Source organism: Pedobacter folensis, assembly GCF_056490665.1.
Map to the genome: position 1 here is coordinate 918,959 of NZ_JBWJIF010000001.1, position 24,514 is coordinate 943,472.

At 36.2% G+C, this 24,514-nt stretch carries 20 protein-coding genes; 10 read left to right on the top strand and 10 right to left on the bottom strand.

Annotated elements, in window-relative coordinates:
* Positions 1-122: 122 nt before the first annotated feature.
* The 3 genes from AC04QZ_RS03640 to AC04QZ_RS03650 form a co-directional block, all read right to left on the bottom strand.
* Positions 123-1,484, bottom strand: a complete 1,362-nt coding sequence (locus tag AC04QZ_RS03640) for an MATE family efflux transporter (protein WP_478356610.1) — start codon at positions 1,482-1,484, stop codon at positions 123-125.
* A 168-nt stretch (positions 1,485-1,652) separates the two neighbouring features.
* Positions 1,653-2,282, bottom strand: coding sequence for an AlbA family DNA-binding domain-containing protein (locus AC04QZ_RS03645; protein WP_086546399.1), 630 nt, complete (start codon positions 2,280-2,282; stop codon positions 1,653-1,655).
* A 10-nt stretch (positions 2,283-2,292) separates the two neighbouring features.
* Positions 2,293-2,778, bottom strand: a complete 486-nt coding sequence (locus AC04QZ_RS03650) for a DUF4442 domain-containing protein (RefSeq protein WP_478357415.1) — start codon at positions 2,776-2,778, stop codon at positions 2,293-2,295.
* Positions 2,779-2,858: 80 nt separating this feature from the next.
* Here AC04QZ_RS03650 and AC04QZ_RS03655 point away from each other — a divergent pair, with 80 nt between their 5' ends.
* From AC04QZ_RS03655 to hemF, 4 genes are all read left to right on the top strand, one after another.
* Positions 2,859-3,167, top strand: a complete 309-nt coding sequence (locus AC04QZ_RS03655; protein ID WP_478356611.1) for a phosphoribosylpyrophosphate synthetase — start codon at positions 2,859-2,861, stop codon at positions 3,165-3,167.
* 128 nt (positions 3,168-3,295) lie between these two features.
* Positions 3,296-3,517, top strand: coding sequence for a coproporphyrinogen III oxidase (locus tag AC04QZ_RS03660; RefSeq protein ID WP_478356612.1), 222 nt, complete (start codon positions 3,296-3,298; stop codon positions 3,515-3,517).
* Between the two features lie 102 nt (positions 3,518-3,619).
* Positions 3,620-4,852, top strand: a complete 1,233-nt coding sequence (locus AC04QZ_RS03665; RefSeq protein ID WP_478356613.1) for an MFS transporter — start codon at positions 3,620-3,622, stop codon at positions 4,850-4,852.
* 98 nt (positions 4,853-4,950) lie between these two features.
* On the top strand, positions 4,951-5,865 hold the full coding sequence (gene hemF / locus AC04QZ_RS03670; protein ID WP_478356614.1) for an oxygen-dependent coproporphyrinogen oxidase: 915 nt from the start codon (positions 4,951-4,953) through the stop codon (positions 5,863-5,865).
* Positions 5,866-5,917: 52 nt separating this feature from the next.
* Here the strand turns inward: hemF and AC04QZ_RS03675 are convergent, their stop codons facing one another.
* The 3 genes from AC04QZ_RS03675 to AC04QZ_RS03685 form a co-directional block, all read right to left on the bottom strand.
* On the bottom strand, positions 5,918-6,619 hold the full coding sequence (locus AC04QZ_RS03675; RefSeq protein WP_478356615.1) for an endonuclease V: 702 nt from the start codon (positions 6,617-6,619) through the stop codon (positions 5,918-5,920).
* An 8-nt stretch (positions 6,620-6,627) separates the two neighbouring features.
* Entirely contained in the window at positions 6,628-7,728 is a 1,101-nt protein-coding gene (locus AC04QZ_RS03680) for an alpha/beta hydrolase (RefSeq protein WP_478356616.1), read from the bottom strand.
* 460 nt (positions 7,729-8,188) lie between these two features.
* Positions 8,189-9,181: a DUF4365 domain-containing protein gene (locus tag AC04QZ_RS03685; protein ID WP_478356617.1), complete on the bottom strand. Its 993-nt coding sequence runs from the start codon at positions 9,179-9,181 to the stop codon at positions 8,189-8,191.
* Between the two features lie 650 nt (positions 9,182-9,831).
* Here AC04QZ_RS03685 and AC04QZ_RS03690 point away from each other — a divergent pair.
* The 5 genes from AC04QZ_RS03690 to AC04QZ_RS03710 are packed head-to-tail and all read left to right on the top strand — an operon-like array spanning position 9,832 to position 15,817.
* On the top strand, positions 9,832-10,026 hold the full coding sequence (locus AC04QZ_RS03690) for a helix-turn-helix domain-containing protein (RefSeq protein ID WP_478356618.1): 195 nt from the start codon (positions 9,832-9,834) through the stop codon (positions 10,024-10,026).
* A 28-nt stretch (positions 10,027-10,054) separates the two neighbouring features.
* The gene (locus AC04QZ_RS03695) at positions 10,055-11,674 is read left to right on the top strand and encodes a class I SAM-dependent DNA methyltransferase (RefSeq protein WP_478356619.1); all 1,620 of its coding nucleotides are present in this window, start codon (positions 10,055-10,057) and stop codon (positions 11,672-11,674) included.
* Positions 11,674-13,086, top strand: a complete 1,413-nt coding sequence (locus AC04QZ_RS03700; protein ID WP_478356620.1) for a restriction endonuclease subunit S — start codon at positions 11,674-11,676, stop codon at positions 13,084-13,086. The genes AC04QZ_RS03695 and AC04QZ_RS03700 overlap by 1 nt, the downstream gene beginning before the upstream one ends.
* Positions 13,083-14,783 (top strand): restriction system-associated AAA family ATPase, encoded by a 1,701-nt coding sequence (locus AC04QZ_RS03705; RefSeq protein ID WP_478356622.1) that lies wholly within the window; start codon positions 13,083-13,085, stop codon positions 14,781-14,783. The genes AC04QZ_RS03700 and AC04QZ_RS03705 overlap by 4 nt, the downstream gene beginning before the upstream one ends.
* 50 nt (positions 14,784-14,833) lie before the next feature.
* Positions 14,834-15,817, top strand: coding sequence for a hypothetical protein (locus AC04QZ_RS03710; RefSeq protein ID WP_478356623.1), 984 nt, complete (start codon positions 14,834-14,836; stop codon positions 15,815-15,817).
* Positions 15,818-16,094: 277 nt separating this feature from the next.
* Here AC04QZ_RS03710 and AC04QZ_RS03715 read toward each other — a convergent pair whose 3' ends face one another.
* From AC04QZ_RS03715 to gyrA, 3 genes are all read right to left on the bottom strand, one after another.
* Positions 16,095-17,183: a tetratricopeptide repeat protein gene (locus AC04QZ_RS03715; RefSeq protein ID WP_478356624.1), complete on the bottom strand. Its 1,089-nt coding sequence runs from the start codon at positions 17,181-17,183 to the stop codon at positions 16,095-16,097.
* A gap of 156 nt (positions 17,184-17,339) precedes the next feature.
* Positions 17,340-18,428 (bottom strand): tetratricopeptide repeat protein, encoded by a 1,089-nt coding sequence (locus AC04QZ_RS03720; RefSeq protein WP_086546438.1) that lies wholly within the window; start codon positions 18,426-18,428, stop codon positions 17,340-17,342.
* A 26-nt stretch (positions 18,429-18,454) separates the two neighbouring features.
* Complete coding sequence (gene gyrA / locus AC04QZ_RS03725; protein ID WP_478356625.1) at positions 18,455-21,046, bottom strand: DNA gyrase subunit A; 2,592 nt, start codon at positions 21,044-21,046, stop codon at positions 18,455-18,457.
* Between the two features lie 560 nt (positions 21,047-21,606).
* On the opposite strand from gyrA, the gene AC04QZ_RS03730 reads away from it, so the two are divergent.
* Positions 21,607-22,818 carry a TCR/Tet family MFS transporter gene (locus AC04QZ_RS03730; RefSeq protein ID WP_478356626.1) on the top strand — a complete coding sequence of 404 codons (1,212 nt, stop codon included), beginning with the start codon at positions 21,607-21,609 and terminating at the stop codon, positions 22,816-22,818.
* 148 nt (positions 22,819-22,966) lie between these two features.
* Here the strand turns inward: AC04QZ_RS03730 and AC04QZ_RS03735 are convergent, their stop codons facing one another.
* A complete protein-coding gene (locus AC04QZ_RS03735; protein WP_478356627.1) occupies positions 22,967-24,319 on the bottom strand; it encodes a PhoH family protein in 1,353 nt (450 codons plus the stop codon).
* Positions 24,320-24,514: the final 195 nt, after the last annotated feature.

Sequence of the window (24,514 nt, forward strand, 5' to 3'; positions counted from 1 at the left end):
TAAAGCTCATGGCTATACGATTATCTTCGATGAGCAATCTAAGATTTCCAATCATGTTAAGAATGACGATCCCCCCGAGGATTATCGTCTCTTAAAAATCCTTTGTCATTAGTTTAATCAACTTAAAGATCAACCTTCAGTGCCCTCGTTTTATTCTGAAACCTTAAAAACAATAGGATAGAGGCTGTTAACAATCCTAAGGTTAACCCATACCAGATTCCGTTAACCCCCAACCCGAAGTGAAAGCCCAACACATAACCAATGGGAATTCCCACTACCCAATAGGCTAGAAAAGTTATAAAAGTTGGAATATTAACGTCACCAACGCCACGCAGCACACCTAAACCCACTACCTGAGTACCATCGAAGAGCTGAAAAAAGCCAGCAATGATCAACAATTGGGCGGCAATGGGAATAACTGCAGCATCTTCCGTATAAATAAAGGGCATCACGTTATTGGCCAATACAAAAATCACTGCGGTAACAGACATAAATAACAAAATTACATGATAGCTAGCTATGGCAGATTTACGTAAATCGTCGAAATTATTCTTGCCAAAGTTATTTCCTGTTTTAATGGTAGCTGCCGAAGCTACACCACTCGCAATCATATAGGTCATGGCGGCCAAACTAATCGCAATTTGATGCGCAGCTTGTTCAACCGCGCCAATGGTACCAATCAGTACGGCTGCACCGCTAAAAGCACTGATTTCGAAGGAATATTGCATGGCTACCGGCATTCCAATTTTAGCAATCTTAATGGCCCTTATTTTATCAAAAAAAGTTGCCTTAAAACTCATCAGGTATTTTTTAAAGTGCTGAGATCGCAATACATAAAAACACATCACTGTTGCCATTAAAATCCTGTCGATTAATGTACTTAAACCCACACCACTAACACCCATCGATTTAATGCCGAACATTCCTTTCACGAAAATGATTCCTAAAATAATATTAATGGCATTACCCCAAATGGAAACAAACATCGCCTGTTTGGTAAATCCTAAACCTTCAGCAAACTGTTTAAATGTCTGGAAAATCAGTAAGGGGATAATCGAAACCGATAACAGGTTTAAATAAGGTTTTGCGTAACGTACTACCTCTGGCGTTTGCTCCAGGTGATCGATCACAAAGAATATCCCCAATTGAACCAGTACATATAAAAATATGCCGACACAGATATTAATAATCAAGCTATTTGATAAGAGCTTTCCGCATTCATCATAATGCTGGCGACCGTTTTCTTGTGCAATAAGTGGTGTTAAACCGTAGGAGATACCCAATCCAATAACCAGAATAAGCATAAATATACTGTTCACTAAAGAAACAGCAGCCAATTGAATGGTATCAGTAAAATGGCCCACAATAATACTATCGGCCATGTGTACCAAAGTATGACCAACCTGAGAACCAACAATTGGCAATGCCAAATGAAGATTTTCTTTGTAGTAGGGTTTATATTTGGTGTAAATTTTAGAAAACATAGGTTTACAAAGGTCGGATTTTTAAACCTCAAAAAATAGGGATGTAGAAAAGTTAATGTTCGGTTTTACAAAGGCAACCGTCATGCTGACCTGTAATGAAGTGGAAGCTACATAGGTAAAATAGATCCTGAAACAAGTTCAGGATGACGAACGCGAGGGGACAGTGTTTTATTTCACCGCCGTAAAGTATTCTTCTTTTTCAGAAGTGTGCGATTTGATCACATTGGTTAGAATTAAATTCACCAGTACTTTCTGTGCCTTGCGATATGAGCTTCGCAAGAGTTTGCTAAACTCTTTCAGGGTAATTTTTTCATGTTGTTCCAGGTATTCGAGCAGTTTTTTCTCATTCTCAGAGTAAGAAATCAGCACGCCATCATTTTTATATTCCTGTTTAAGTACTTCAAGAATAATCCGGCTTGCTAAAACGCTTTTATCATCAATGCGGATATAAGCCCACCATTTTTTTTGATCATCAAGCGCATAATGCGGCTTAGTATCGCTTTCAGGAATATTAACAACTAAAACCAATTTATCATCTACGTAAATTTCCTCGAAATAAGGCTCAATGGCAGGTTTGCAGCACTGATGGGCCGAAGTTAAAATCATATATTTTTCTTCTTCTTCCGATTTTACGCCTTTGATAGATCCATCATCGGCCACACCAATTAATAGCTTACCGCCTTTGTTATTGGCAAAAGCAACCAGGCTCTTGGCAATTTTCTCGGTACTGGTAATGGTTTTCTTAAAATCGAGCATCACGCCCTCACCCTGCAAAATTAAACTCTTAATACTCGGCATAATCTAAAAATTAATAAGCAACTCTAGGCGTTTCGCCCTGATGCAGGTTTCGGATATATACTTCATTCATTACTGTTGCACACAGTTCGCCATGTTTATTGGTAATTTCCATCGGGTAGGCTTTTACAAACTTGCCAACGGTTTTTAATGCATGTTCTGCTTCGCTCAACATCTCATCAGTTACGGTTATGGTAAAATATAATGTAGAACGACCGGGTTTTAAATATTGTATCGAGGCACTCTTTAACCACACCCTCACTTTAAAGCCGCGGCGCTGCATCAACTGATCAAACAACAAGGCATAAAATGGATCAGTAGCTGCATAAATAGTACCACCAAAAATAGAGCCGTTATAATTTTTATTCAGAAAACTCTTGCTCAGCTTAACCGTACAGCTTCTAAATTCATTTTCAAATCTCTGAACCCAAATGCGTTGAAAAAACAGGGGTGGGTAAAAACGCATCACCCATTTAAGGGTATTTTGAGAAATAATCATACTCACTAATATCAGAAAGTTTTATCACCTTTTAAAGTTTTGCAGCGCTTGTTTTAGTAATATTTCCGTAATTTAGAACTATGCATGTTTATGATACCATTACCGCCGCTTTAACCGATTTAGATAGCCGGGGCTATCATTTAGATTTCAATTTAACTGCCGATGGTTTAGCTTGTAAATCAGCCGATCTGTTTCTAATGCCTGAAGAATTTGAAATTGAAGAAGTATACCGTTTTGAAGGCATGACCGATCCGGCCGATAGCTCGGTTGTTTACGCCATTTCATCAAATATTGGAAATTTAAAAGGTGTATTGGTAGATGGTTATGGCGTATATGCCGAAAATGTATCGCCGGATTTACTCAATAAATTAAAAATTCACCACGCATAAGCGTTTTATTTCTCATTTACAACCAGTTAATAATCAGCACCATACACACAAAACAACAACTATAATGTAAAAAAAAATAAAACCAAATGATTATTAGGTTGTTAGGTTGATAGATAACAATAATAACTATGAAAAAAATAATCTTAAGTCTTGCTTTTGCGGGTTCTCTTATGATAGCCACTTCAGCATGCAATTCGTCCAAAAATATGGCTGGTTCTTCAGACAGTACTGCGACGGATTCTACAAAAGTACTGGATACGACTAAAACGACACCAGATACGACATCGAAAAAAGTGCCTGACACTACTAAAATGCCACCTGATACGACGAAAAAAAATCCTCCAATGTAGGAAAGTAAAAGCCACTCTAAATCAAGAGTGGCTTTTATTTTAAAATCTATTTTAAATATTTTGTGTTATTGCGTACTTTCAGCGTTTAAACCAAATAATTAAATGGATCTTCAAGCAAAAGCAAATAACCGTAATGTAATTTTCTTAGTCATTGTAGCTGCCCTGGGCTATTTCGTCGACATTTACGATCTTGTTCTATTCTCTGTCGTTCGTGTTCAAAGTTTAACTGAAATTGGTGTTTCGCAGGCCGACATGCAATCTGATGGTTTCCTGATCATCAATTCTCAAATGTTCGGTTTACTTTTAGGTGGAATTTTATGGGGCGTACTCGGCGATAAACTTGGAAGGATAAAAGTTCTTTTTGGTTCGATCCTTTTATATTCACTGGCTAATATTGCCAATGGTTTTGTTACCTCGGTTAACAGTTATGCCATCATCAGGTTTATTGCCGGTATAGGTTTAGCGGGAGAGCTTGGTGCAGGGATTACTTTGGTTGCAGAAACCATGGATAAAGAAAAGCGAGGTTATGGAACCATGATTGTTGGTGCGGTAGGCTTATTGGGTGCAGCGGTTGCCGCAACGGTTGCAGCCGAATTTACCTGGCAAACCTCTTACTTTGTTGGTGGTGGTATGGGCTTGGTTCTGCTTTTATTGCGTGTAGGCACATTCGAATCGGGCATGTTCAAACATGCGGCTAACCAAACCGAAGTATCAAAAGGAAATATTTTTATGCTGTTTAACAACTGGAAACGGTTTTCTAAATACCTCTATTGCATTTTAATCGGTATTCCATTGTGGTTTGTGGTGGGTATCCTGGTTACCTTAGCACCCGAATTTGGGAAGGCTTTGGGCGCAACCGAACCCCTAAAAGCAGGTACCGGAATTATGTTTACTTATTTTGGAATTGCCATAGGCGATGTGGTTACCGGTTTACTCTCTCAGGTATTAAAATCGAGAAAAAAAACAGTCTTTATTTTTCACTTGCTTTCTGTAGCGAGTGTGGTGGTTTATTTAACCAGTTTCGGCTTAACCAGTAGCAATTTTATTTGGATCTGTTTGTTTATGGGCTTCTCTGTGGGTTACTGGGCTACCTTTGTTACCATAGCTTCAGAACAATTCGGCACCAACATCAGGGCTACCGTAACGACAACCGCTCCTAATTTTGTTCGAGGCGCATTAATCCCGATTACATTCTTATTCGAATTTTTAACCCATAAATACGGATTAATTACAGCCGGTTATTTAGTAATGGGAATCTTAACCCTGATTGCCATGTTTGGTTTGAGCCAGTTAAAAGAAAGTTTTAACAAAGATTTGGATTATCTGGAAGATTAACAGGGCTCTTAATTCAGACTTAGGACTAAAACCAATGTCAATAAAATGTACTATCTAAACATAAATCAATATAGCTGCCTGAATAGCTTTAAATTTGTATGGAAATAGAAAATGTCATCATGTTTAAAGAAGAAGTAGCAGCACGGTATAAGCAAATACAGGATGAAATTTGCAGGGGATTGGAAATTGCCGATGGCCAAGGAAAATTTGAAGAGGAACTTTGGGAGCGAAACGGTGGGGGAGGCGGACGTACCCGGATTATGCAAAATGGTGCAATTATCGAAAAAGGTGGTGTAAATTTCTCTGCGGTGCACGGTAAATTGCCAGAAGCGGTAAAAAAAGCCTTTAATGTAAGTGAAGATGATTTTTTTGCCACCGGCGTTTCAATTGTGATTCACCCAAATCATCCCCTGGTTCCGATTATCCATATGAATATACGCTACTTTGAACTAAATGAAGAAACACGTTGGTTTGGTGGTGGTATTGATTTAACGCCGCATTATGTATTCGAAAACGATGCCCGTTTTTTTCACCATAAGCTAAAACAGGCTTGCGATGATTTCAGCGCTGAATTTTATCCAAAATTCAAAACACATGCCGATGATTATTTCTTTATTAAACACCGTGAAGAAACCCGTGGTATTGGCGGTATTTTTTACGATCGGTTAAAGCCTGAAAACACCAATTTATCATGGGAACAAATTTTAGATTTCTCCATTAATATTGGCGAAACATTTTTGCCAATTTATACTGAATTGATCGACCGTAACCGCGATAAAGCCTTTACCGAAGCGCACAAACAATGGCAATACCAGCGCCGTAGCCGTTATGTAGAGTTTAATTTAGTTTACGATTCTGGAACAAAATTTGGCCTGGAAACCAATGGCCGTATCGAATCTATTTTAATGAGTTTACCGCCACAGGCAAACTGGGGTTATAATGTACAGCCAGAAATTGATTCTGACGAGTATAAAACCGTACAGCTGCTAAAAAAAGGAATTAACTGGGTTTAGTAATTTTCGTCATCTCGACTGGAAAGCAGTGCAATGGGTAATTTTTGAGGAGTTAAAACAAAGTTAACGGCGCCGATACTTTGTGAAAGCCAGCTTTTAGTTTGCCCAACCTGAAATCGTTTACAATATTGTGGGCTATGCGTGTAGGCTCAGGAATACGGTAATTTCCAATAGATTTTTTAATTATCTCCAGACTTTGGTCTTGCGTAATTAAATGCCCGGCCGAAACGTAAACAGATTCGCAGTTGATTTTTGTTTTCAGCGCAAAGCCAAGCATTTCACCCGAGTTATTTTTAATTTCTGCGGTGCTATATCTGGTATTTTCTGGCTGATGATTTTTTCCATGCAAAAGACTTTTAGCACAGCCAATTGTGCTTTGATTGGCTAATATTCCAAAATGTGAAGCCACACCCATGCGGCGTGGATGTAAAATTCCATTGCCATCAAGGACCACAACATCGGGTTTGTCGGCAATCAAATCCCAAACTTTTAATAATGCCGGAACTTCTTTAAAGCCCAAAAATCCGGCTTTATATGGAAAATTCGTTTCGTAAGTTCCTAAGGCGAATGATTTTAAAACCATCTCTGGATAAGTTAAGATTACAATTCCAGCGTACATGTTTGTGCTGTTTTTATTAAAAGAAATATCTGCACCGGCAATTGTTTCAATTTTAGTAATTGGCTTAAATCTCAATTGCTTGGCAAGCTCAATTTGATAAGCCGCTGCATCTTCAAAGCTATAATGGTCGTACATGGGATATCTTATTTCTGTAATTCGTTCAAGCGTAATTTAATTTCACTTGAATTGGGATTCAATTCACTGGCCTTTTTGTACGCAGCAATGGCATTTTGTTTTTCTCCCTTCATCAAGTATCCTGCACCTAGTGCCATGAATGCTTTTGAAGAAGATGGATAATTAACTGTATTCATTTCCAGTATCTTAATAGCATTGTTTAAGGTTTCCGGATTCTTGATCAGCCACTGCGCCCATCCGTTGAAAAATGATTCGTCGGGCAAGATCGGATAGCCAAAGCTTTGCGATAATTTTTTATAGTGGTTCATGATAACCTCTGAATTCATCTTTTCGTCGCTTACTGGCGGAAGTACCCATTGGCGATAAATAAACCTAAGTCCATCATAATACGATTTAACGGTAACTGTCATGTGGCTCTCTAGCGGATAGCTTCTGTATTCAAAATCTAAACCTTTCATATTGCGCTTTTTAAGCAGCGAATCAAACTTTAAAACATCGGCATGAAAAGGGGATTTAGGTTGAGGCCCTTCATTTCCATCACTAAAAAAGAGTGTTTTCGATAAAGTTGAGCCTGTTTTTAGCTTTTTATCGGCGAGTTTCAATAGAAATTTCTGATCCCACCAAAAAGATGGACTTGCTGCAATATAGGCATTAAACATATCCGGATGATTAATCAGACAATTAGTGGTTGTAAGCGCTCCAAACGAGTGTCCTGCTAGAATGCGATAAGGTTGGGTTTTATAATTGGAATTAACAAAGGGCAGGAGCTCCTGTTGAATGAACTGAAAAAAACGTTCGTTTCCTCCGCTATTTTTGTATGGAGATTTGGCGCTGGTATCTGACTTTCCAAAATAATCCAAAGTGCTGTTAGATGGCGTGAGATCGCGGTTGCGGTCTGCATTTGTGATCCCCACAACAATTAATGGCGGAATAACATTCACATCTTGCCGGCTAAGATATTTTGAATATTCTACCACTTGACTGAAATGATTATCAGCATCCAAAACGTAAATTACCGGATATCTTTTCTCCGGATATTCAGGATCATTCGGTGTGTATATTAATATCTTCCGGTCTTCATTTAAAACGTCAGAATGCATCGTAACCATTTCACCCTGGTAAGATTTAATTGGTTCTGATTTTTGAGCTTTTGTTTCAACGGAAAAAAGTGAAATTATAAAAACACACACGAATTTAAAATTATTCCAATTTCTTAAGGAGTTCTCCTTTAGCATGAAGTTTTTCATAGTAGAAAGCATTATTTTAGAATAAACGACAATTAAATATACAAATAACCCTATAAACAAAGGAAAATGTTAATTCGATTGCATTGTGTTAAGTAGCAGCTTCCTTAAAGTTTTTTGTTTGCTCCGGGTGCTCGGGCCAATGTGTGAGGGATAGCAGTGGGTAGCCCACAGCCATGAGGCACGAAATGGCGAGGACTACAAATGGATAGCCCGACCACTGCCCTGCACCAACATTCATCTTAGCAACAAAAAGCAGGGCAGGAGGCACGCCCAAATGATAAACAATGTGCTTGCATTAACTCGTCTATCAATAGAGCTTTAATTATAGAAATATAGTTTGCTTAACACCAGGTTCTTTGCTTAAAAATTCGTTTACAGTCAGAAAATTATAGGCAAGCTCATTCGCCTTTAGTTCCAGCCTAAAGCAATAGTTGCCTGCTAGGTAGCAAGCCAAATCCAGAAATAAGTTCTTCCTTTTCAGTTCTAAAACATCCTCAACAAAGTCTTCTTGATCATAGCTTAAAATCTCTTCTGCTATTTGTTCGGTTAGTTTTTCATCAGCAAACTCGGCTTCGCCAACAAACAGATCTACCCAAGGCAGTACATCGTTTATTGCCGATTTAAGGCTTTGTCCCTCGGAAATACGAAAATAATAATCGTAGCGATGGAAGCCCGGACAAAAACCATGTATTATTTCTGCACCATTATCGCTTTGCTCATCCGTAATCGTCATGGAAATGTGATAATCGTTGCAATTCGGTATGCTGTCAATTTCTACATAGAGGAATAGCTTTGTACTTATTAGCGATTTTATGGCATCTATCGATGCCCTTAGTTGCCACAGTTTATATTCATACCTATCTTTAAAAATGCCGATACTTGTTAAAAGTTGCTTGCTATCGCGTTCAATCAAGTTCTTTTTAGGAATATTGATCTTGAAAGATTTATTGGTCAAAAGAACTGTCGACTGGTTGACCTCTTCCCAATATGCAGAATTGGTCTCTTTATTGTAAAGCACTATAATAACAGGTACCGAATAGTTGAGCCAGTACTCCAAATGTTTTTTGGTGCCTCTGAATACAAAATGATCGCCTGCACATTCTTTGAAAGAGCTTTTGCCAGATTTTATCTGCAGACCAATAAGCCTTCCGATAGGAATGGTGCGCCTTAACTCGGGATCCATAGTAGTTATTTCTATAAAGCCATCTATACCAAAATCGCTTATTGGTTGTTCTCTAAAAATCCAGCCCAAATTTTCGCTAAAAATCTTGGCAACGGAGTAAACTCCAATTCTTTCTTCACTGTTATAAATCATTTATGTAGTGTGCGAAACAAATTGTGACAACCAGCTAAAACGGAAAGTGATAGGTTTAAATATGTTTTTCTCAATATACAGGGTATTTAAGGCTATTCTAATTATTATTTTATATAAATATTGTTTAAAACAAAATGTGAAGATCTTATAATCTGAAATATTGATAAAACAATTGATTAAAGGATTTTTTAAAAAAATGGTAATTTTAGTAATAAAAAAAGCCAGTTTGAGGCTGGCTATTTGTATCTGTTTCTTATTGAACAAAGATATTGCATAAGATTGTATTATTCCCTAATTGATTTACGAAGTAAGTTAAAAGTCCTAAGCTCTGAAAATTTTGATAATCGCTAAGTAATCTCGATTCCACATTTTTATAACTGTCTTAGCCACCAGAATTGTAAACCCGCTTTAGTATAGTATTGTTAGATCCGCCGAAGATCGCAACTTTAACTTTGCGAATGGTCTTTCATTATTTTGTAAAACATTTTTTCGCGAGAGATATAATAATAAAGTCTTTTAAGAATCTTTCCAAAACGATTCATGATGCGCTATAACAGTTGAATTTTGGAATTTTAATAAATTTAAATAAACACTTTGTTTATGTTCCTTATAGTGTAAATTCGCATAAAATGCGTATTAAATAGCCTTGAATGAAAATCAATCGATTAAAAATATTGTTAGTTGAGCAATCAAAAACTAGTAAATGGTTAGCTAAGGAATTGTGCAAAAGTCAAAGTACAGTGTCTAGATGGTGTACCAATGAAATACAGCCATCCGTCGAGACTTTTAGCCAAAATTGCTCAACTCTTGAAAGTCGATATTTAAGACCTATTAAATTCAACTAAATAATACAATAGAACGATATAATAAATTATGTTATCACAAGAAATAAAAAATAAGGTTCAATTACTTTGGGACAGACTCTGGGCAGGTGGATTATCTAACCCTATAACAGCGATTGATAATATATCATATTTGATATTTATGAAGCGATTAGAGAAGTTTCATCCCAAAGTAGAAGATGAGTATAAATGGAGTAGCTATAACAATTTAGAAGGATCTGAACTAAAATCTAAAGTAGATGATGTATTCAGATTTATTCAAAACGATTTATCAAAAGAGGATGAACCTTTCGCGATCGAAATGAAAAATGCCCGATTTGCTATAAATACTCCTTCTCTATTAGAAGAAGTGGTAAGAATAATTGACAACATTTTTTCTTTAGTTGAAAAAGAAGAAAAACAGCACCAGCATTTCCAAGATTTATTAGGAGATGTATATGAATATCTCTTACGGGCAACAAATGAAGCTGGTAAGAATGGGCAGTTCAGAACGCCCAGACACATAATTCAAATGATGAGTGAATTGGTCGCTCCAAATATTGATATTGAAGACACCAAAATCTGTGATGTAACTAGCGGCAGTTCAGGCTTTCTTGTTGGTTCATATCAATACCTTTTAAAGGAAAACAGTAAAGAGATTACTCTTGATGAAGAAAACCAGTTGGAGAAAGGAATCGATGGTAAAAAACTGACAGCAAAAAAGAAAAAGCAATTAAAAGAGAATACATTCTATGGCTTTGATATAGATGCTACAATGGTTCGGATTGGTATGATGAATATGATGATGCATGGTATCGAAAAGCCTCACATCATTAACTTGAATACCATCTCTGATGAATACGAAGAGAACTATTACAAGTTCAACAAAAAACATTTTACACCTGAACAGATTTTAAGAGGAGAAGAAACAAAATTTCATGAAAAACTATTTCCGACATTAGGGAAAGAAGAATTTTCATATATACTTGCCAATCCGCCATTTGCAGCTAAAGTCAACAGTAAATCGATCAGTAAAAACCTGAATCGTATTTATGACATAAAAGATGGAAAAACACAATCGTTACAAACGGAGCTTTTATTCTTGGAACGCATTGTATATATGCTTAAGAAAAATGGAAGAGCTGCTGTAATTATTCCTGAAGGAGTTCTGTTCAATTCAGGAAAAGCTTACAAAGCTGCTCGGGAAATACTATTAAAAGATTGCGATTTAGAAGCTGTATTGTCATTACCTAGTGGCGTTTTCAACCCTTATACAGGAGTTAAAACCTCTATCTTATTGTTTACAAAAAAACAATTTGGCTCCAACGGCTATCATACTAAAAAAGTATGGTTTTATGGAATGGATTCAGATGGTTATACCTTAGACAATAGTCGAAGAAAAATAAAGAATGATTTTCCGCTACCGGAAACAGTTAAACAATACAAAACCAAAGACGAAAAAAGTACTCCACAGAAAGATCGAAAACAGAAACATTTTTATGTTCCTATCAGTGAAATTGAAGATAATGGATTTGAATTAAATTACAATTTGTACAAAGAGTTTGTTTTTGAGGAGAATAAATATGAAGAACCTGCTGAACTGCTGAAACAAGTTTTAAAGATTGAGGAAGAATTGTTTAATTCTTTAAAACAATTAGAAAAGGAGTTGTAATGGAATATGTAAATACAACAATAAGCGAAATCATAGAAGTTGCCCAAACAGGAAAAACTCCCAGTACTAAAGAACCTCTATATTATGAGGGTGATGTGATGTGGGTTACACCTACAGATTTGCAGGGACAACAATATATTTCAGATACTAACACCAAAATATCAGAGTTAGCTCTTTTAGATAATCAAGCTTTTTTGTACAAGCAGGATACCGTATTGATAAGCTGTATTGGAGACATAGGTAAAACTGCAATAGTTAAAAAGTCGGCATCCAGCAATCAACAAATAACAGGTGTTCGAGTAAAAGAAAATCTTATTCTCCCTAAGTTTTTCTACTATTGGATTATTAGAAATAAAGAATATTTAAGTTTTAAGGCTAATAGGGTAACCATTCCTATTTTAAACAATACTAATCTAAGGAAACTAAATATAAGTTTTCCAAATGATTTAGAGTTCCAAGGGAAAGTAGTTTCTCAATTAGATAGTGTTCAGACATATATTAATGATAAGGTAAAAACAATTAATATATTGGAAAATTTAATCCAATCTATATATTTCAAAATGTTTGGAGATCCTGTAAATAATCAGAAAGGGTTTCCTCGAAAAAAATTATCCCAAGTTACTCCGAAAGAAAAAATAATTACATATGGAATTGTTCAAGCAGGACCTCACGTTGATGGGGGTGTACCGTATATCAGAACAGGAGATATTAAAAACGGAAAAATTGTAAGCAAAAACTTATTACGTACAACACCTGAAATTGCAAAAAAACACGATAGGTCTAAGTGTATTGAGGGAGATATAATTGTCAGTATAAGAGCAACTGTTGGGCAATGTGCAATTATACCTAAAGAGCTAGATGGTGCAAATTTAACCCAGGGAACAGCAAGAATTAGTCCTAACGCAATTATTATCAATCCTAATTATCTATTTGCTACTTTACAAAGCGAAGGATTTCAATTTCTTATCAATAAATATGTAAAAGGCTCAACTTTCAAAGAAATTACATTGGAAAAATTGAGGAATATAGAAGTTCCTGTTCCTAAAGATCTTAATTTACAAAATCGGTTTAGCCAAATCTATGAATCTATTCAAGATGTAAAGGGTAAAGTAGAGCAATCATTAGAAATATTACAGCAATTGTTTCAGGTAATTCTTCAAAATGCTTTTAAACTTGATGTTGAGATAGATGAAGAACCTATTTTTAGGGATTTGATAAAAAAGTTTGCTGTTCAGGATTTGAGAGGCAACAAACAAAGATTACAGTACTTGATAAATCTCTTTGAACAACAAAATTTTGATGAATTTAAAGACTTTACGGAAACAAGAAAAATTTTATTCGAACTAATGGAAGAGGAAGAAATTATTCAAACTTTTGGAACTGATAATAAGGTAAAATTACAGGTAAAATGAAATTAGTTCGATTAACCATATTAGAAAAATTCCGAAGCCTTGATGAAATAAAAACAGATCAAGGTAAGGAGAATTTTACCGTTATTTTTAGAGATGATGAGCCCAATGAAGAATGGGTAAACTTTCATCCTTATTGTTTTGCAGGGTTAAACGGAAGTGGAAAATCTAACGTGTTAGAAGCATTGTCTAATATCTTTTATCATTTGGAATGTTGTACACTTGATCCTGAAACATCGGAATTTCTGAAAAATGATTTTAAAAAGGAAGTATCCGCTCCTGTTGCTTATGAATTAGAGTACTTCATTATTCCTCGTGAAGCAGAGAAAGAAGTAGAAAATTATCATAATATAATTATCAGGAAAGAGAAAGGTAAAATTCCCCAAATAAAGATAAAAGCTTTAGATCAATCTTACGAGCCTGAATTTATAGATATTTCAGGTTCTATCCGAAGTTATTTACCAGAATTAGTTATCGGGTATTCCTCTGGGGAAAATGAAATATTAAGCCTACCATTTATAAAATCAAGGCTATTACAATTGGATGAATATATTTATCACTTACGTAATAGAACAAAGCTTGTCTTGGATTATAAAATTGAAGAAAAGCCCGAGAGTAGTTTAGTTTATATGGATTATCATATGAGCCAAGCGATTCTTTTGGCTAATTTTCTTCTACAAAATAATGATACAATTGAACCAATTAAGGAGCAGTTGAGCATTGACAAACTTGACAGTTTCCGATTGGTGATAAACAACCATAAATTATACTATGATAGAGAAGATCCAGAATTGGGATATTTATTGCCATTGGTTGAAGAAACGCTAGATAAGTTGCGTAAATGTGCTACTGTAAAATTCACTCAACCTGCTGATGGGGAAAGAGGATATGAACACGAAGTACTGGATTTTTACTTTGATGAAAACAAGCAAACGAAAGAAAGTGCTTTAAAATATGCATTCAAGAAACATTTTGAATCACCATTACAGCTGTTCAAAGCTTTTCAGGTTCTTACTTTACTCAATTTGAGAGTGGTTGATAAAGAGCTTAAAAAAGAAGTATACAATTCTGATAGCTTGTATGCAATGTATAAAATACCTGCTTTTAAAGAAAAGGAACATATTTTTCATTTCAATTTATTCCGGTTAAAAAAGAAAAATTCGGATGATAAAATGCTTTTAAAAGCATTTTCTGATGGTGAACATCAATTTTTACATACTATGGGGATATGTTTGTTATTGGGAGACAAAAGTACGTTGATGTTATTAGATGAGCCTGAAACACATTTTAATCCTGAGTGGCGTTCAGAATTTATAAGTCTATTGAAGGATTGCTTAAACAAAGGTGGTACAAATCATTTAATGCGTGATATCCTCATCACTTCGCACTCACCGTTTATTATTTCGGATTGTTTTCCCGACAAGGTGATTGTATTTGATAAAGGAAATCAACCTCAAAACGCTCAAGATTTGGATATAGACACTTTCGGAACATCAGTTAATATCTTGACGAATAAAATATTTAAGCGAAAGAATACGATAGGAGAATATTCACTTAAAAAATTGAATGCATATAGAGAAAGGTTTTTACAGACTGATAATGTAGAAGGATTAATTGAAGAGTTAAATTCTGAGTTGGGAGATTCAATAGAGAAAGTTCTATTAATAAAGGAAATGACGGATATAATTAAGAAAAGATGATAAGACCATATAAACATGTCAATTCTAAGTTTCACAAAATTCAATCTTTTGTGAACCACTTATTTTTAGATGTTGTATTTCGTGCTCCTTACATTCCCCAAGCCGTATTTGATACATCATTAGTTCTTCCAAAATACCAACCATTAATAGCAGGAGTAAATGACGAATATTTATTAAATCCTATTACTGAGTGTTTCGCAATTTGCAAAACACTTTCTAAGAGTCATTTAAAGACATTAAAACGAGGAGTACATCATAATAATGAAATCAGACTATTATGCAATGGTGATTTCACTCCGTTAGAATATGCTGATATTGACTTAATAAGTGTGGATATAAGTAAACAAATTAAAATATTTTTTGACAAATTATATGATGAATCTGTGAATAAAGCAGTATTCTATCATAGATACGGAAAGATTGAAGACTATTATAAAAGTCTTGTTGGTAAATCAAGGACTTGCAGATGCTGTGGAATAAATAAAGTTTTAATTAAGTTCCACTCTAAAAGAAGTGCACTAGATCATTATTTACCGAGAAATCATTTCCCATTTACATCTATAAATACAAACAACCTATTACCGATTTGTGATACCTGTAATAGTAAATACAAATTAGCAGAGAACACCATTTTTGAAATTATAAGGCGGAATAACAGAATTGTTTCTAAGACTAGAAAACAAGCTTTTTTCCCATTTAGTAAAATTACCCCATATCCAAGAATTGATGTAGAAATTACACTTAATAAAGCTCTTTCTGATGATATGGAACCTAATGATATGAACGTTGATTTGGTAAGTGCAGGCTATGAAGAACGCGTGGAGACTTGGAACAGACTTTTTGGAATAAAAGAAAATTATCTTGCAGAATGTTGCTCAGAAGAAATGTATATGTATTATGAGGAACAGTATGTGGCAGATTTGAATTTTGGAAAGACTCACGATGAATACATAGAAGCGTTGGATCGTAATAGATTAGGAGATATGAATTTCCTAAAGTCAGCATTTTTAAATGGTGTAAATAGCTATATATAACCAGTGTTAAATTAAATTTATGAATGTTAAGGTTCAATCGCACAAGGCTAACAGAGCAAATTCTGATATTCATATTCATCAAACCTTTAAGCCTTCGAAGGCAAATATGATATTCTTTTCTATTGAAATTCTGAAAAAATATCAAGACCAAGTTATTGATTTTGCTCTAATATTCTGAAAATCTAATTTAAACCTTGTTATTTATATGTCTTATAATTAATATTATGTTAAGTTGTATTTTCTAACACCTACCTATCGACTCAAATGGCCAAATAATTTACAATTCCTGAAGTTTACGGTTAAGTTCCTGTACTTTATTGGTTGCGCCCTTTTTGGTATAGATATCAATCAGCAGCTGCACAGTTTTTTTGTCGTTTGGATTAATTTCGTTAGCACGTTGTAAAGCGAATTGTGCACGGTTAATTAATCCCTTATATTTTTCTGTTTTGTCTGCATCGCTTTTACGCAACGTTTCGTTGGCCGTATTGATATAAGCTAAACTCAATTGATACAAGGCGTCAAAATAATTCTGATCTGTTGATAAAGCTTTATCATAAGCAAGTATGGCTGTAGCATTATTTCCACCAACTTGCTGCAGATAACCATAAAGAAAATAAAGTAATTTACTTCCCTTTTCTACTTTTAAGTTATTTTCGATTAATCCCTGCGCTTTGCTGTAATTCTCGGTATCGAGTAAAAGATTGATATAATCGTTTGTTAGAAAACGGTTAAACGGATTAAGCACAAGTCCGTCTTCTAAGGTTTTAATGGCGGTTTCATTTTCTGATTTAACCACATACATTTGCGCCATTTTCTGGAAAACAGAAGGATTTTTAATTCCATTTTCTTTTGCGCGTTTAAAATAAGTCAAAGACTCATCATAAGCCTGGATATTTAAGGCGCAAATAGCTGTATTTAAAGCTAATGTGGTATCTGCAGGAAAATTGTCACCCACTTCTTTCAAATCAGCAAATGCTTCCTTGAAATCATTATTAAAAAAAGCTTCGTTGCCTTTTTCTTGTTTTTTGATCAGGATATTGTGGTTGGAAGCTTTAATTAAACCTGAATTGTCATCATACCGATCAAGTGATTTTGCTTTGGCAACAGCCTCAATGGCATTATCATAAAATTTGTTGGCATTGTTAGGATCGGTATCGATTAATGCAGCAAATGAAGTCAGGTAAGATTTTATTGACCAGGTTTCGGCCCAGTTTTTTGTTTTATTATCTTTTTCTGCTGATTCAATTGACTTTAAACCTTCATTTATAATAGCAAGCTGCTTTTTCTCATCTTCTTTATTGGCGATAGATGCCTGCAGTTTACCCACCGCATTTCTGGCAATAAGGATTTGAGTTTTTTGTGCCACAGCATTAAAAGAGACGAAAATTAAAGCGATTAATGATATTTTAAAGCAGTTCTGCATAAGATAAATAATGTGGTAAAATCGTAATAAACCATAAAAATAAACATAAAAAAAAGAGCCCCGAAATTTCAGCGCTCTTTTTTTAAATCGTTATCAGAATTATTGTTTAGGCAATGCGTCTAAACGTTTTTTGATCTCGTCGTAATTTTTAGTGTCATTTCTAAAAGCATAGATCGTTTTCAAGGTCTCTAATGCTCCTGCATTTTTATCATCTACTTCTAGTGCTTTTTTGTAAAAAGGAAGAGATTTATCCAACAAAGCATTCATCTTGCCTGTTACTTCGTTAAATTCTTTCACTTTTTTAGGATCGATTTTATTTCTGTCGGCCTGTAATTTTAAAGCTTGTGTGAAATAAATATTTCCCAATAACACCTGATAGTTTGCATTGTTAGGCTCTTTTGTAGCTAATGCGATAAGCATCTGCTCAGATTTTGCGGCATCACCCCTATCAATATAGATTTGCGTTTCTGTTTTGATCCATTCTGTATTATCAGGGAATTTAGCAGACGCTTCTTTGATAGTCGCTAAAGCCGCTGTTGTATCTTTTTGTTTGCTTAAAATAGTCGTAAGAATCTCGTTATATAAATCTTTAGACTGAGGAGAATTCAAAGCGATTGCCTTTTTGAATTGGGTAATCATACCTGGATAATCTTCCACATTTCTGGCCGCAATACCTGCATTTAGATACATGGCGGTATCGTTTGGATTGATTACTGTAGCGGCTACAAATTTTGCGTAAGCTGTTTTGTAATCTTTCTTATTGTAAGCAATTACACCACCATTTCTAACGGCGTTACTGATATTGGTTTCAGCTAAACTGATATTATCTTTTTCACTTCCTTTTGTATCTAACTTTTTAGCTTCAACAATTGCATCCTGAGCAATTTTCAAATTTGCATCTGCATTTGCTGTGCTTACTGAATCCAAAATAGCCGCAGAAGAAGCAAATAAAGCACGATAAGACCATGCTTCAGGCATCACTTTAGATTTTTCATCTGCAATAGCTTTATCTGTATGAGCCAATCCTTTCGCTAAAGATTCTAGCTTCTTCGCTAATGGAGTTGATGCACTTGAAGAAGTTAACTGGAATAAACCCCAATCATTTTTTGCGGCGTTAACTTCACTTTTCTGAGCAAATGCAGAGCTTACCGCACCTGCTAGAACTATACTTAGAAATACTCTTTTCATAATTTTTATTCTAATCTTATTTTTAGTTAATTTTCTTCTTCCGTTTCGTTATCTGAATCAGCCTCTTCTTCAGTATCATCAGCTTCCGGAGTAGTATCTGCTTCTACTTCTTCGCCGTCTGTAACTACAACATCTGTTAAATCTACTGTTTCTTCTTCATCCTCTTCGTGATCAATTTTAGTTACCGATGCAATCTCGTCATCACCTTTTAATGAGATCAAGCGAACCCCTTGCGTAGCACGGCCCATTACCCTCAATGCTGATACCGGAATTCTGATTACAATACCCGAACGGTTAATGATCATCAGATCTTCGCTATCTGTAACGTCTTTAATCGAAACTAATTGTCCGGTTTTTTCAGTAACATTAATTGTTTTTACCCCTTTACCGCCACGGTTAGTTACACGGTAATCTTCAATATCGGTACGTTTTCCATAACCTTTTTCTGATACTACTAACACGGTAACTTCAGGATTGTTTACAGCAATCATGCCAACAACTTCATCCTGATCGTGTGCAAGCCTAACACCGCGTACACCAGTAGCTGTTCTGCCCATCGGACGAACCGTGCTTTCGTTGAAGCGAATAGCTCTACCAGAACGCAATGCCATCACAATTTCGCTTTCACCATTGGTTAAACAAGCTTCCAATAATACATCACCATCATTAATATTGATGGCATTGATACCATTTACACGCGGACGTGAATACGCTTCAAGAGAAGTTTTCTTAATGGTACCTTTTTTAGTACACATGATAATGAAATTGTTCTCTAAATATTCCTGATCCTTCAGGTTTTTAACCTTAATATAGGCCTTGATTTTTTCTTCTTTCGGAATATTGATAATGTTTTGGATCGCTCTTCCTTTACTGGTTCGCGAACCTTCAGGAATTTCGTAAACCCTCAGCCAGAAACACCTTCCGGCTTCGGTAAAGAACAACATATAGTTGTGAGCAGTAGCAACCAGCATATGCTCAATAAAATCTTCATTTCTTGAGGTACTGCCTTTTGAACCTTTACCACCTCTACCCTGTGCCTTAAATTCGGTTGCCGGCGTACGTTTTACATAACCTTCATGCGAGATGGTGATCACCACTTCTTCATCGTCGATGAAATCTTCCATGCTCATATCTTCGGCTGAGTGAACAATGGTTGTTCTGCGCTCATCACCAAATTTCTGACGGATTTCTGCTAACTCATCTTTAATGATCTGCATACGCAAACCTTCATCTTCCAGGATAGATTTTAAATGTTCGATGGTTTTCATCAACTCTGCATACTCTTCTTTAATCTTATCACGCTCTAGTCCTGTTAAACGACGAAGCGTCATATCCAAAATCGCACGTGCCTGAATATCGCTCAGTCCGAATTTTTCCATCAAGCCTAAACGGGCATCTTCAGGGGTTTCTGACGCACGGATTAATTTAATTACTTCATCTAAATGATCTAAAGCAATTAAATAACCTTCTAAAATGTGTGCGCGTTTTTCGGCTTCTGCCAGCTCGTAGCGGGTACGGCGAACAATTACATCATGGCGGTGATCTACAAAATGCACAATTAAATCTTTAAGATTTAGCATTTGTGGACGGCCTTTTACCAATGCAATGTTATTTACACTGAAAGAAGTTTGTAAAGCGGTATACTTATATAGGTTGTTTAAAACGATAGAGGCATTTGCATCACGTTTAATTTCGTAAACGATACGGATACCATCTTTGTTCGATTCGTCTTTGATGTTTGAAATACCTTCCAGTTTTTTCTCGCCAACCAATTCAGCAGTACGCTCAATCATTTGTGCTTTGTTCACCTGGTAAGGAATTTCGGTTACAATGATTACCTCACGGTCTTTAATGCTCTCAATTTCGGCTTTTGCACGCATTACAATACGTCCACGACCGGTTTCGAAAGCTTCTTTTACACCTGTATAACCATAAATAATACCACCGGTAGGAAAATCGGGCGCTTTTACAAACTTCATCAATTCCTCAATGGTAATATCTCTGTTGTCGATATAGTTTACCACACCATCAATTACCTCGGTTAAATTATGAGGTGCCATGTTGGTGGCCATACCTACTGCAATACCAGAAGATCCGTTAACCAATAAGTTAGGGATTTTTGCAGGTAAAACCGTTGGTTCCTGTAAGGTATCATCAAAGTTTAACTGGAAATCTACCGTGTCTTTATTGATATCGGCAAGCATTTCTTCAGCAATTTTCGAAAAACGTGCCTCCGTATAACGCATTGCAGCCGGCGAGTCACCATCAATGTGACCAAAGTTTCCTTGTCCATCAACCATTGGATAACGTAAGCTCCAATCCTGAGCCATACGAACCATGGTGAAATATACTGATGCATCACCATGTGGGTGATACTTACCCAATACCTCCCCTACAATACGGGCAGATTTTTTATGTGGTTTATTACTGGTTACACCAAGATCGAGCATACCATATAAAACACGGCGGTGTACCGGTTTCAATCCATCACGTACATCAGGCAAAGCCCTGGATACGATTACCGACATTGAGTAATCAATGTAGGCCGATTTCATCTGCTCCTCTATATTAATTTGAATGATTTTGTCGTTCTGCTGATTTTCTAAATCTTCTGCCATAAATTATTATTCTCGCTACTTAAAACGATATTAAAAAAGGGTATTACTATAACCTTGCGAATTTAACAAAATTTAGCCGAATTAAGGCATTGTGGAAAAGTTTTGACCCTGGATATAGGTTTTTTATTCCTGACGAAATTTTAATTTACTGAAGGCCAGTTTAAGGCGTTTCATGGTGTAATAAATAAACTGGGCTGGTAAGGTTTTTTAGAAATATAAGGTTTGTGTTAGTGGCGGCCTGCAGTCCTGCTACCGCTGCAAGTCCTCGCTCGTGCCTCGCCATGGGCTTTCCGCTATATCAGGTTTATTGAAAACAAATAGTCGCACTGTGGCGGCCGCCTAAACCCGACCATAGCGGGATGCCGATTGAAGCCATATTTTTACTGTTTCGTAGTGGTTTATCGGCAGAAGCGGGGGCGGGATCACATTTACCTACAAAATGCAGCAACTGCTTTCCAACAATTGTAATGGAATGTTTTTTAAAGCCTGACAGCTTTGTAGAGAACTAAAATTTACAATATTAAGTAATTCTGATACTTTTGCGTTTCAAATTAAATATAATGGCAAACGGAAAGAAATCTGCAATGAGTTTTATTATGGTTACCCTCCTGATCGATTTTACAGGATTTGGGCTAATCATTCCGGTTTTACCTAAACTTATACAGGATTTTACCGGAGGCGGCTTCGGTTTAGCAGCAGAATATGGTGGCTGGCTCACACTTGCCTATGCATCAGTACAATTTATTTTTTCGCCAATTATAGGTGCAATGAGTGATCGCTATGGCCGCAGACCCGTATTGTTAAGCTCTTTATTTGGCCTTGGTATTGATTATATCTTTTTAGCCTTCGCTCCTTCTATTGTTTGGTTATTTGTAGGGCGGATTATTGCCGGTATTACAGGTGCTAGTTTTACAACTGCACAAGCCTACATTGCAGATGTTTCCCCGCCGGAAAAAAGAGCACAGAATTTTGGTTTGGTTGGCGCCGCCTTTGGTGTCGGATTTATATTAGGACCAGTTTTAGGTGGTGCTTTTAGCCATTTTGGTACCCGGGTTCCATTTATGATTGCAGCAGGTTTATCGTTAATTAACTGGCTTTATGGTTATTTTATATTACCAGAATCTTTACCTGTTGAAAAACGCAGGGCTTTTGACTGGAAAAGAGCAAATCCAATTGGTTCGTTAGTCAGCATTGGAAAATACCCTGCATTGTTAGGGCTAATGGCTACCCTTTTCTTGTTATACTTTGCCAGTCACTCTGTTCAATCCAACTGGACATTTTACACCATGGAAAAATTTAAATGGGATGCGGCGTGGGTAGGTTATTCGTTAGGTTTTGTAGGCCTGGTAGTGGGCCTTGTGCAAGGTGGTTTAATCAGGGTAATCCTGCCCAAAATTGGAGAAAAGAAAGCCGTTTACTTTGGTCTCATTTTATACATCATTGGCTTTATTGCTTTCGCTTTTGCCACCAAAGGCTGGATGATGTTTGCCTTTATGCTACCTTATGGTTTAGCCGGCATATGCGGACCGGCCATGCAGGGCTTGATTTCGAACCAGGTACCTTCGAATGCGCAAGGCGAAATGCAAGGCGTTTTAACGGGTTTACAAAGTTTAGCAGCCATATTTGCGCCCTGGGTAATGACCCATATTTTTGCCTATTTTATTGAAGGAAAAGCGCCGGTTTATTTTCCAGGTGCACCGTTTATATTGAGTGCTGTGTTAACTTTAATTGGTTTGTTTATCTGTTTGAGGAGTTTGAAGAAATACCATTAAGCTATTACGCTTAAGCCCCTGAAATAAATTACCTTCGGTGAGCTCGCTTAAAGCTCGGGTTACTGTGTAGCTTTCCGCTGTGCTACAGGTCAGGATGACCTAAGGCCTGTAGTCCTTTTCTGCTAAATCTGCAGGAAACGTACAGCATTTACAATAACTCGTTCGCTAAATTAGCCAACTCGCTTCTTTCTCCTTTATGCAAAGTTATGTGCGCATACAACGGGTGATTTTTCGCGTTTTCGATCAAATACGATAAACCATTACTTTCCGAATCAAGATAAGGTGTATCAATCTGGTAAATATCGCCGGTAAAAACAATTTTCGTATGCTCACCTGCCCTCGAAATAATCGTTTTCACCTCATGCGGCGTTAAATTCTGTGCCTCATCAATAATAAAGAAAATCTTGGTGAGGGTTCTTCCTCTGATGAAAGCCAAAGGTGCAATCGCTATCTTTTCGGTTACTATCAGTTCATCAATTTTTTCCGACATTTTATCGTCGCCGATAAACTGCTCTTTAATAAAACGCAGATTATCCCAAATGGGTGCCATAAAAGGATCAGTTTTCGATTTTGCATCGCCTGGTAAAAAACCGATGTCTTTATTGCTTAGCGAAACGATTGGGCGGGTAACATAAATCTGTCTAAAATTTTTACGTTGTTCTAAAGCACTCGCCAAAGCCAATAATGTTTTTCCTGTACCGGCATTCCCTTGGATACTTACCAATTTAATTTCGGGATCTAAAAGCGCATGGATGGCAAATGCCTGTTCGATATTTTTAGGTTTGATTTTAAATATCGGATCGGTAGATACTGCAGAAATGGTTTTTAAACTATTGTTATAAAATACGTTGGCAGTTTTTCTCTTGTTCTTTAAAATGTAAAAGTGATTGGCATTTTTAGGTGGCAATTCTACTTCACTCGCATTTATAAAAGGTTGTTTTTTGACTTCCTCAATAATGTCAACCGGAAAATCTATAAGTTCTGTTTTACCGGCGTAAAGCTCATCTACATTTTTAATTTTGCCCGTTTCGTAATCTTCTGCATTTAAATCTAAGGCTTTCGCTTTTAACCTCAGGCAGATATCCTTCGATACCAGCACCACTCTCTTATCAGGATATTCTTCTTTTAAACTTAAAGCGGCGTTTAAAATTTTGTGATCGGTTTTACCTTTGCCGTAAACTTCTTCCGCATTGATGGTTAGAGGCTTTTCATTTAAAACGACCTTAAATTTTCCTGAGCCGGGACTTTTTAGCGAAATCCAATCGCTGATCAGTTTTTGTTTTGAAGTTTCATCAATGAGGCGGATAAAACTTCTGGCCTCAAAATTACGGGTATCGTTACCGCTTTTAAAATTATCGAGCTCTTCTAAAACCTGAATAGGAATCGCTACATCATGCTCATGAAAGTTATTTATCGCATCATGATCGTATAAAATAACCGAGGTATCTAAAACGAATATCTTTTTTGATGGATTGGAGATTGATTTACCTTTTTTGGCCATTTGGTAAATTTAATATTTTAGGGATAATATGCGGAAGGATTCGCTATTCTTTTTTAATCGAAAACCTAAATTTTAGGCAAAATAAAAACGGGGTCCTTCTTCTTTCGATTCAGTTCCCCGTTTTAACTCTAAAAACAACCGTAGTCGTATTTTAAAGCATCTAATTCTTGTTACTTTGATTTTTCCGGTATCGTT

Excerpts from the sequence above, each read along its gene's own strand:
- AC04QZ_RS03685 (WP_478356617.1), bottom strand. The coding sequence starts at position 9,181 with ATGATTTATAACAGTGAAGAAAGAATTGGAGTTTACTCCGTTGCCAAG.
- AC04QZ_RS03700 (WP_478356620.1), top strand. The coding sequence starts at position 11,674 with ATGGAATATGTAAATACAACAATAAGCGAAATCATAGAAGTTGCCCAA.
- AC04QZ_RS03735 (WP_478356627.1), bottom strand. The coding sequence starts at position 24,319 with ATGGCCAAAAAAGGTAAATCAATCTCCAATCCATCAAAAAAGATATTC.
- AC04QZ_RS03665 (WP_478356613.1), top strand. The coding sequence starts at position 3,620 with ATGGATCTTCAAGCAAAAGCAAATAACCGTAATGTAATTTTCTTAGTC.
- AC04QZ_RS03690 (WP_478356618.1), top strand. The coding sequence starts at position 9,832 with ATGAAAATCAATCGATTAAAAATATTGTTAGTTGAGCAATCAAAAACT.
- AC04QZ_RS03655 (WP_478356611.1), top strand. The coding sequence starts at position 2,859 with ATGCATGTTTATGATACCATTACCGCCGCTTTAACCGATTTAGATAGC.
- AC04QZ_RS03680 (WP_478356616.1), bottom strand. The coding sequence starts at position 7,728 with ATGGTTACGATGCATTCTGACGTTTTAAATGAAGACCGGAAGATATTA.
- AC04QZ_RS03640 (WP_478356610.1), bottom strand. The coding sequence starts at position 1,484 with ATGTTTTCTAAAATTTACACCAAATATAAACCCTACTACAAAGAAAAT.
- AC04QZ_RS03730 (WP_478356626.1), top strand. The coding sequence starts at position 21,607 with ATGGCAAACGGAAAGAAATCTGCAATGAGTTTTATTATGGTTACCCTC.
- AC04QZ_RS03705 (WP_478356622.1), top strand. The coding sequence starts at position 13,083 with ATGAAATTAGTTCGATTAACCATATTAGAAAAATTCCGAAGCCTTGAT.
- AC04QZ_RS03645 (WP_086546399.1), bottom strand. The coding sequence starts at position 2,282 with ATGCCGAGTATTAAGAGTTTAATTTTGCAGGGTGAGGGCGTGATGCTC.
- AC04QZ_RS03720 (WP_086546438.1), bottom strand. The coding sequence starts at position 18,428 with ATGAAAAGAGTATTTCTAAGTATAGTTCTAGCAGGTGCGGTAAGCTCT.
- hemF (WP_478356614.1), top strand. The coding sequence starts at position 4,951 with ATGGAAATAGAAAATGTCATCATGTTTAAAGAAGAAGTAGCAGCACGG.
- AC04QZ_RS03660 (WP_478356612.1), top strand. The coding sequence starts at position 3,296 with ATGAAAAAAATAATCTTAAGTCTTGCTTTTGCGGGTTCTCTTATGATA.
- AC04QZ_RS03675 (WP_478356615.1), bottom strand. The coding sequence starts at position 6,619 with ATGTACGACCATTATAGCTTTGAAGATGCAGCGGCTTATCAAATTGAG.
- AC04QZ_RS03695 (WP_478356619.1), top strand. The coding sequence starts at position 10,055 with ATGTTATCACAAGAAATAAAAAATAAGGTTCAATTACTTTGGGACAGA.
- gyrA (WP_478356625.1), bottom strand. The coding sequence starts at position 21,046 with ATGGCAGAAGATTTAGAAAATCAGCAGAACGACAAAATCATTCAAATT.
- AC04QZ_RS03650 (WP_478357415.1), bottom strand. The coding sequence starts at position 2,778 with ATGATTATTTCTCAAAATACCCTTAAATGGGTGATGCGTTTTTACCCA.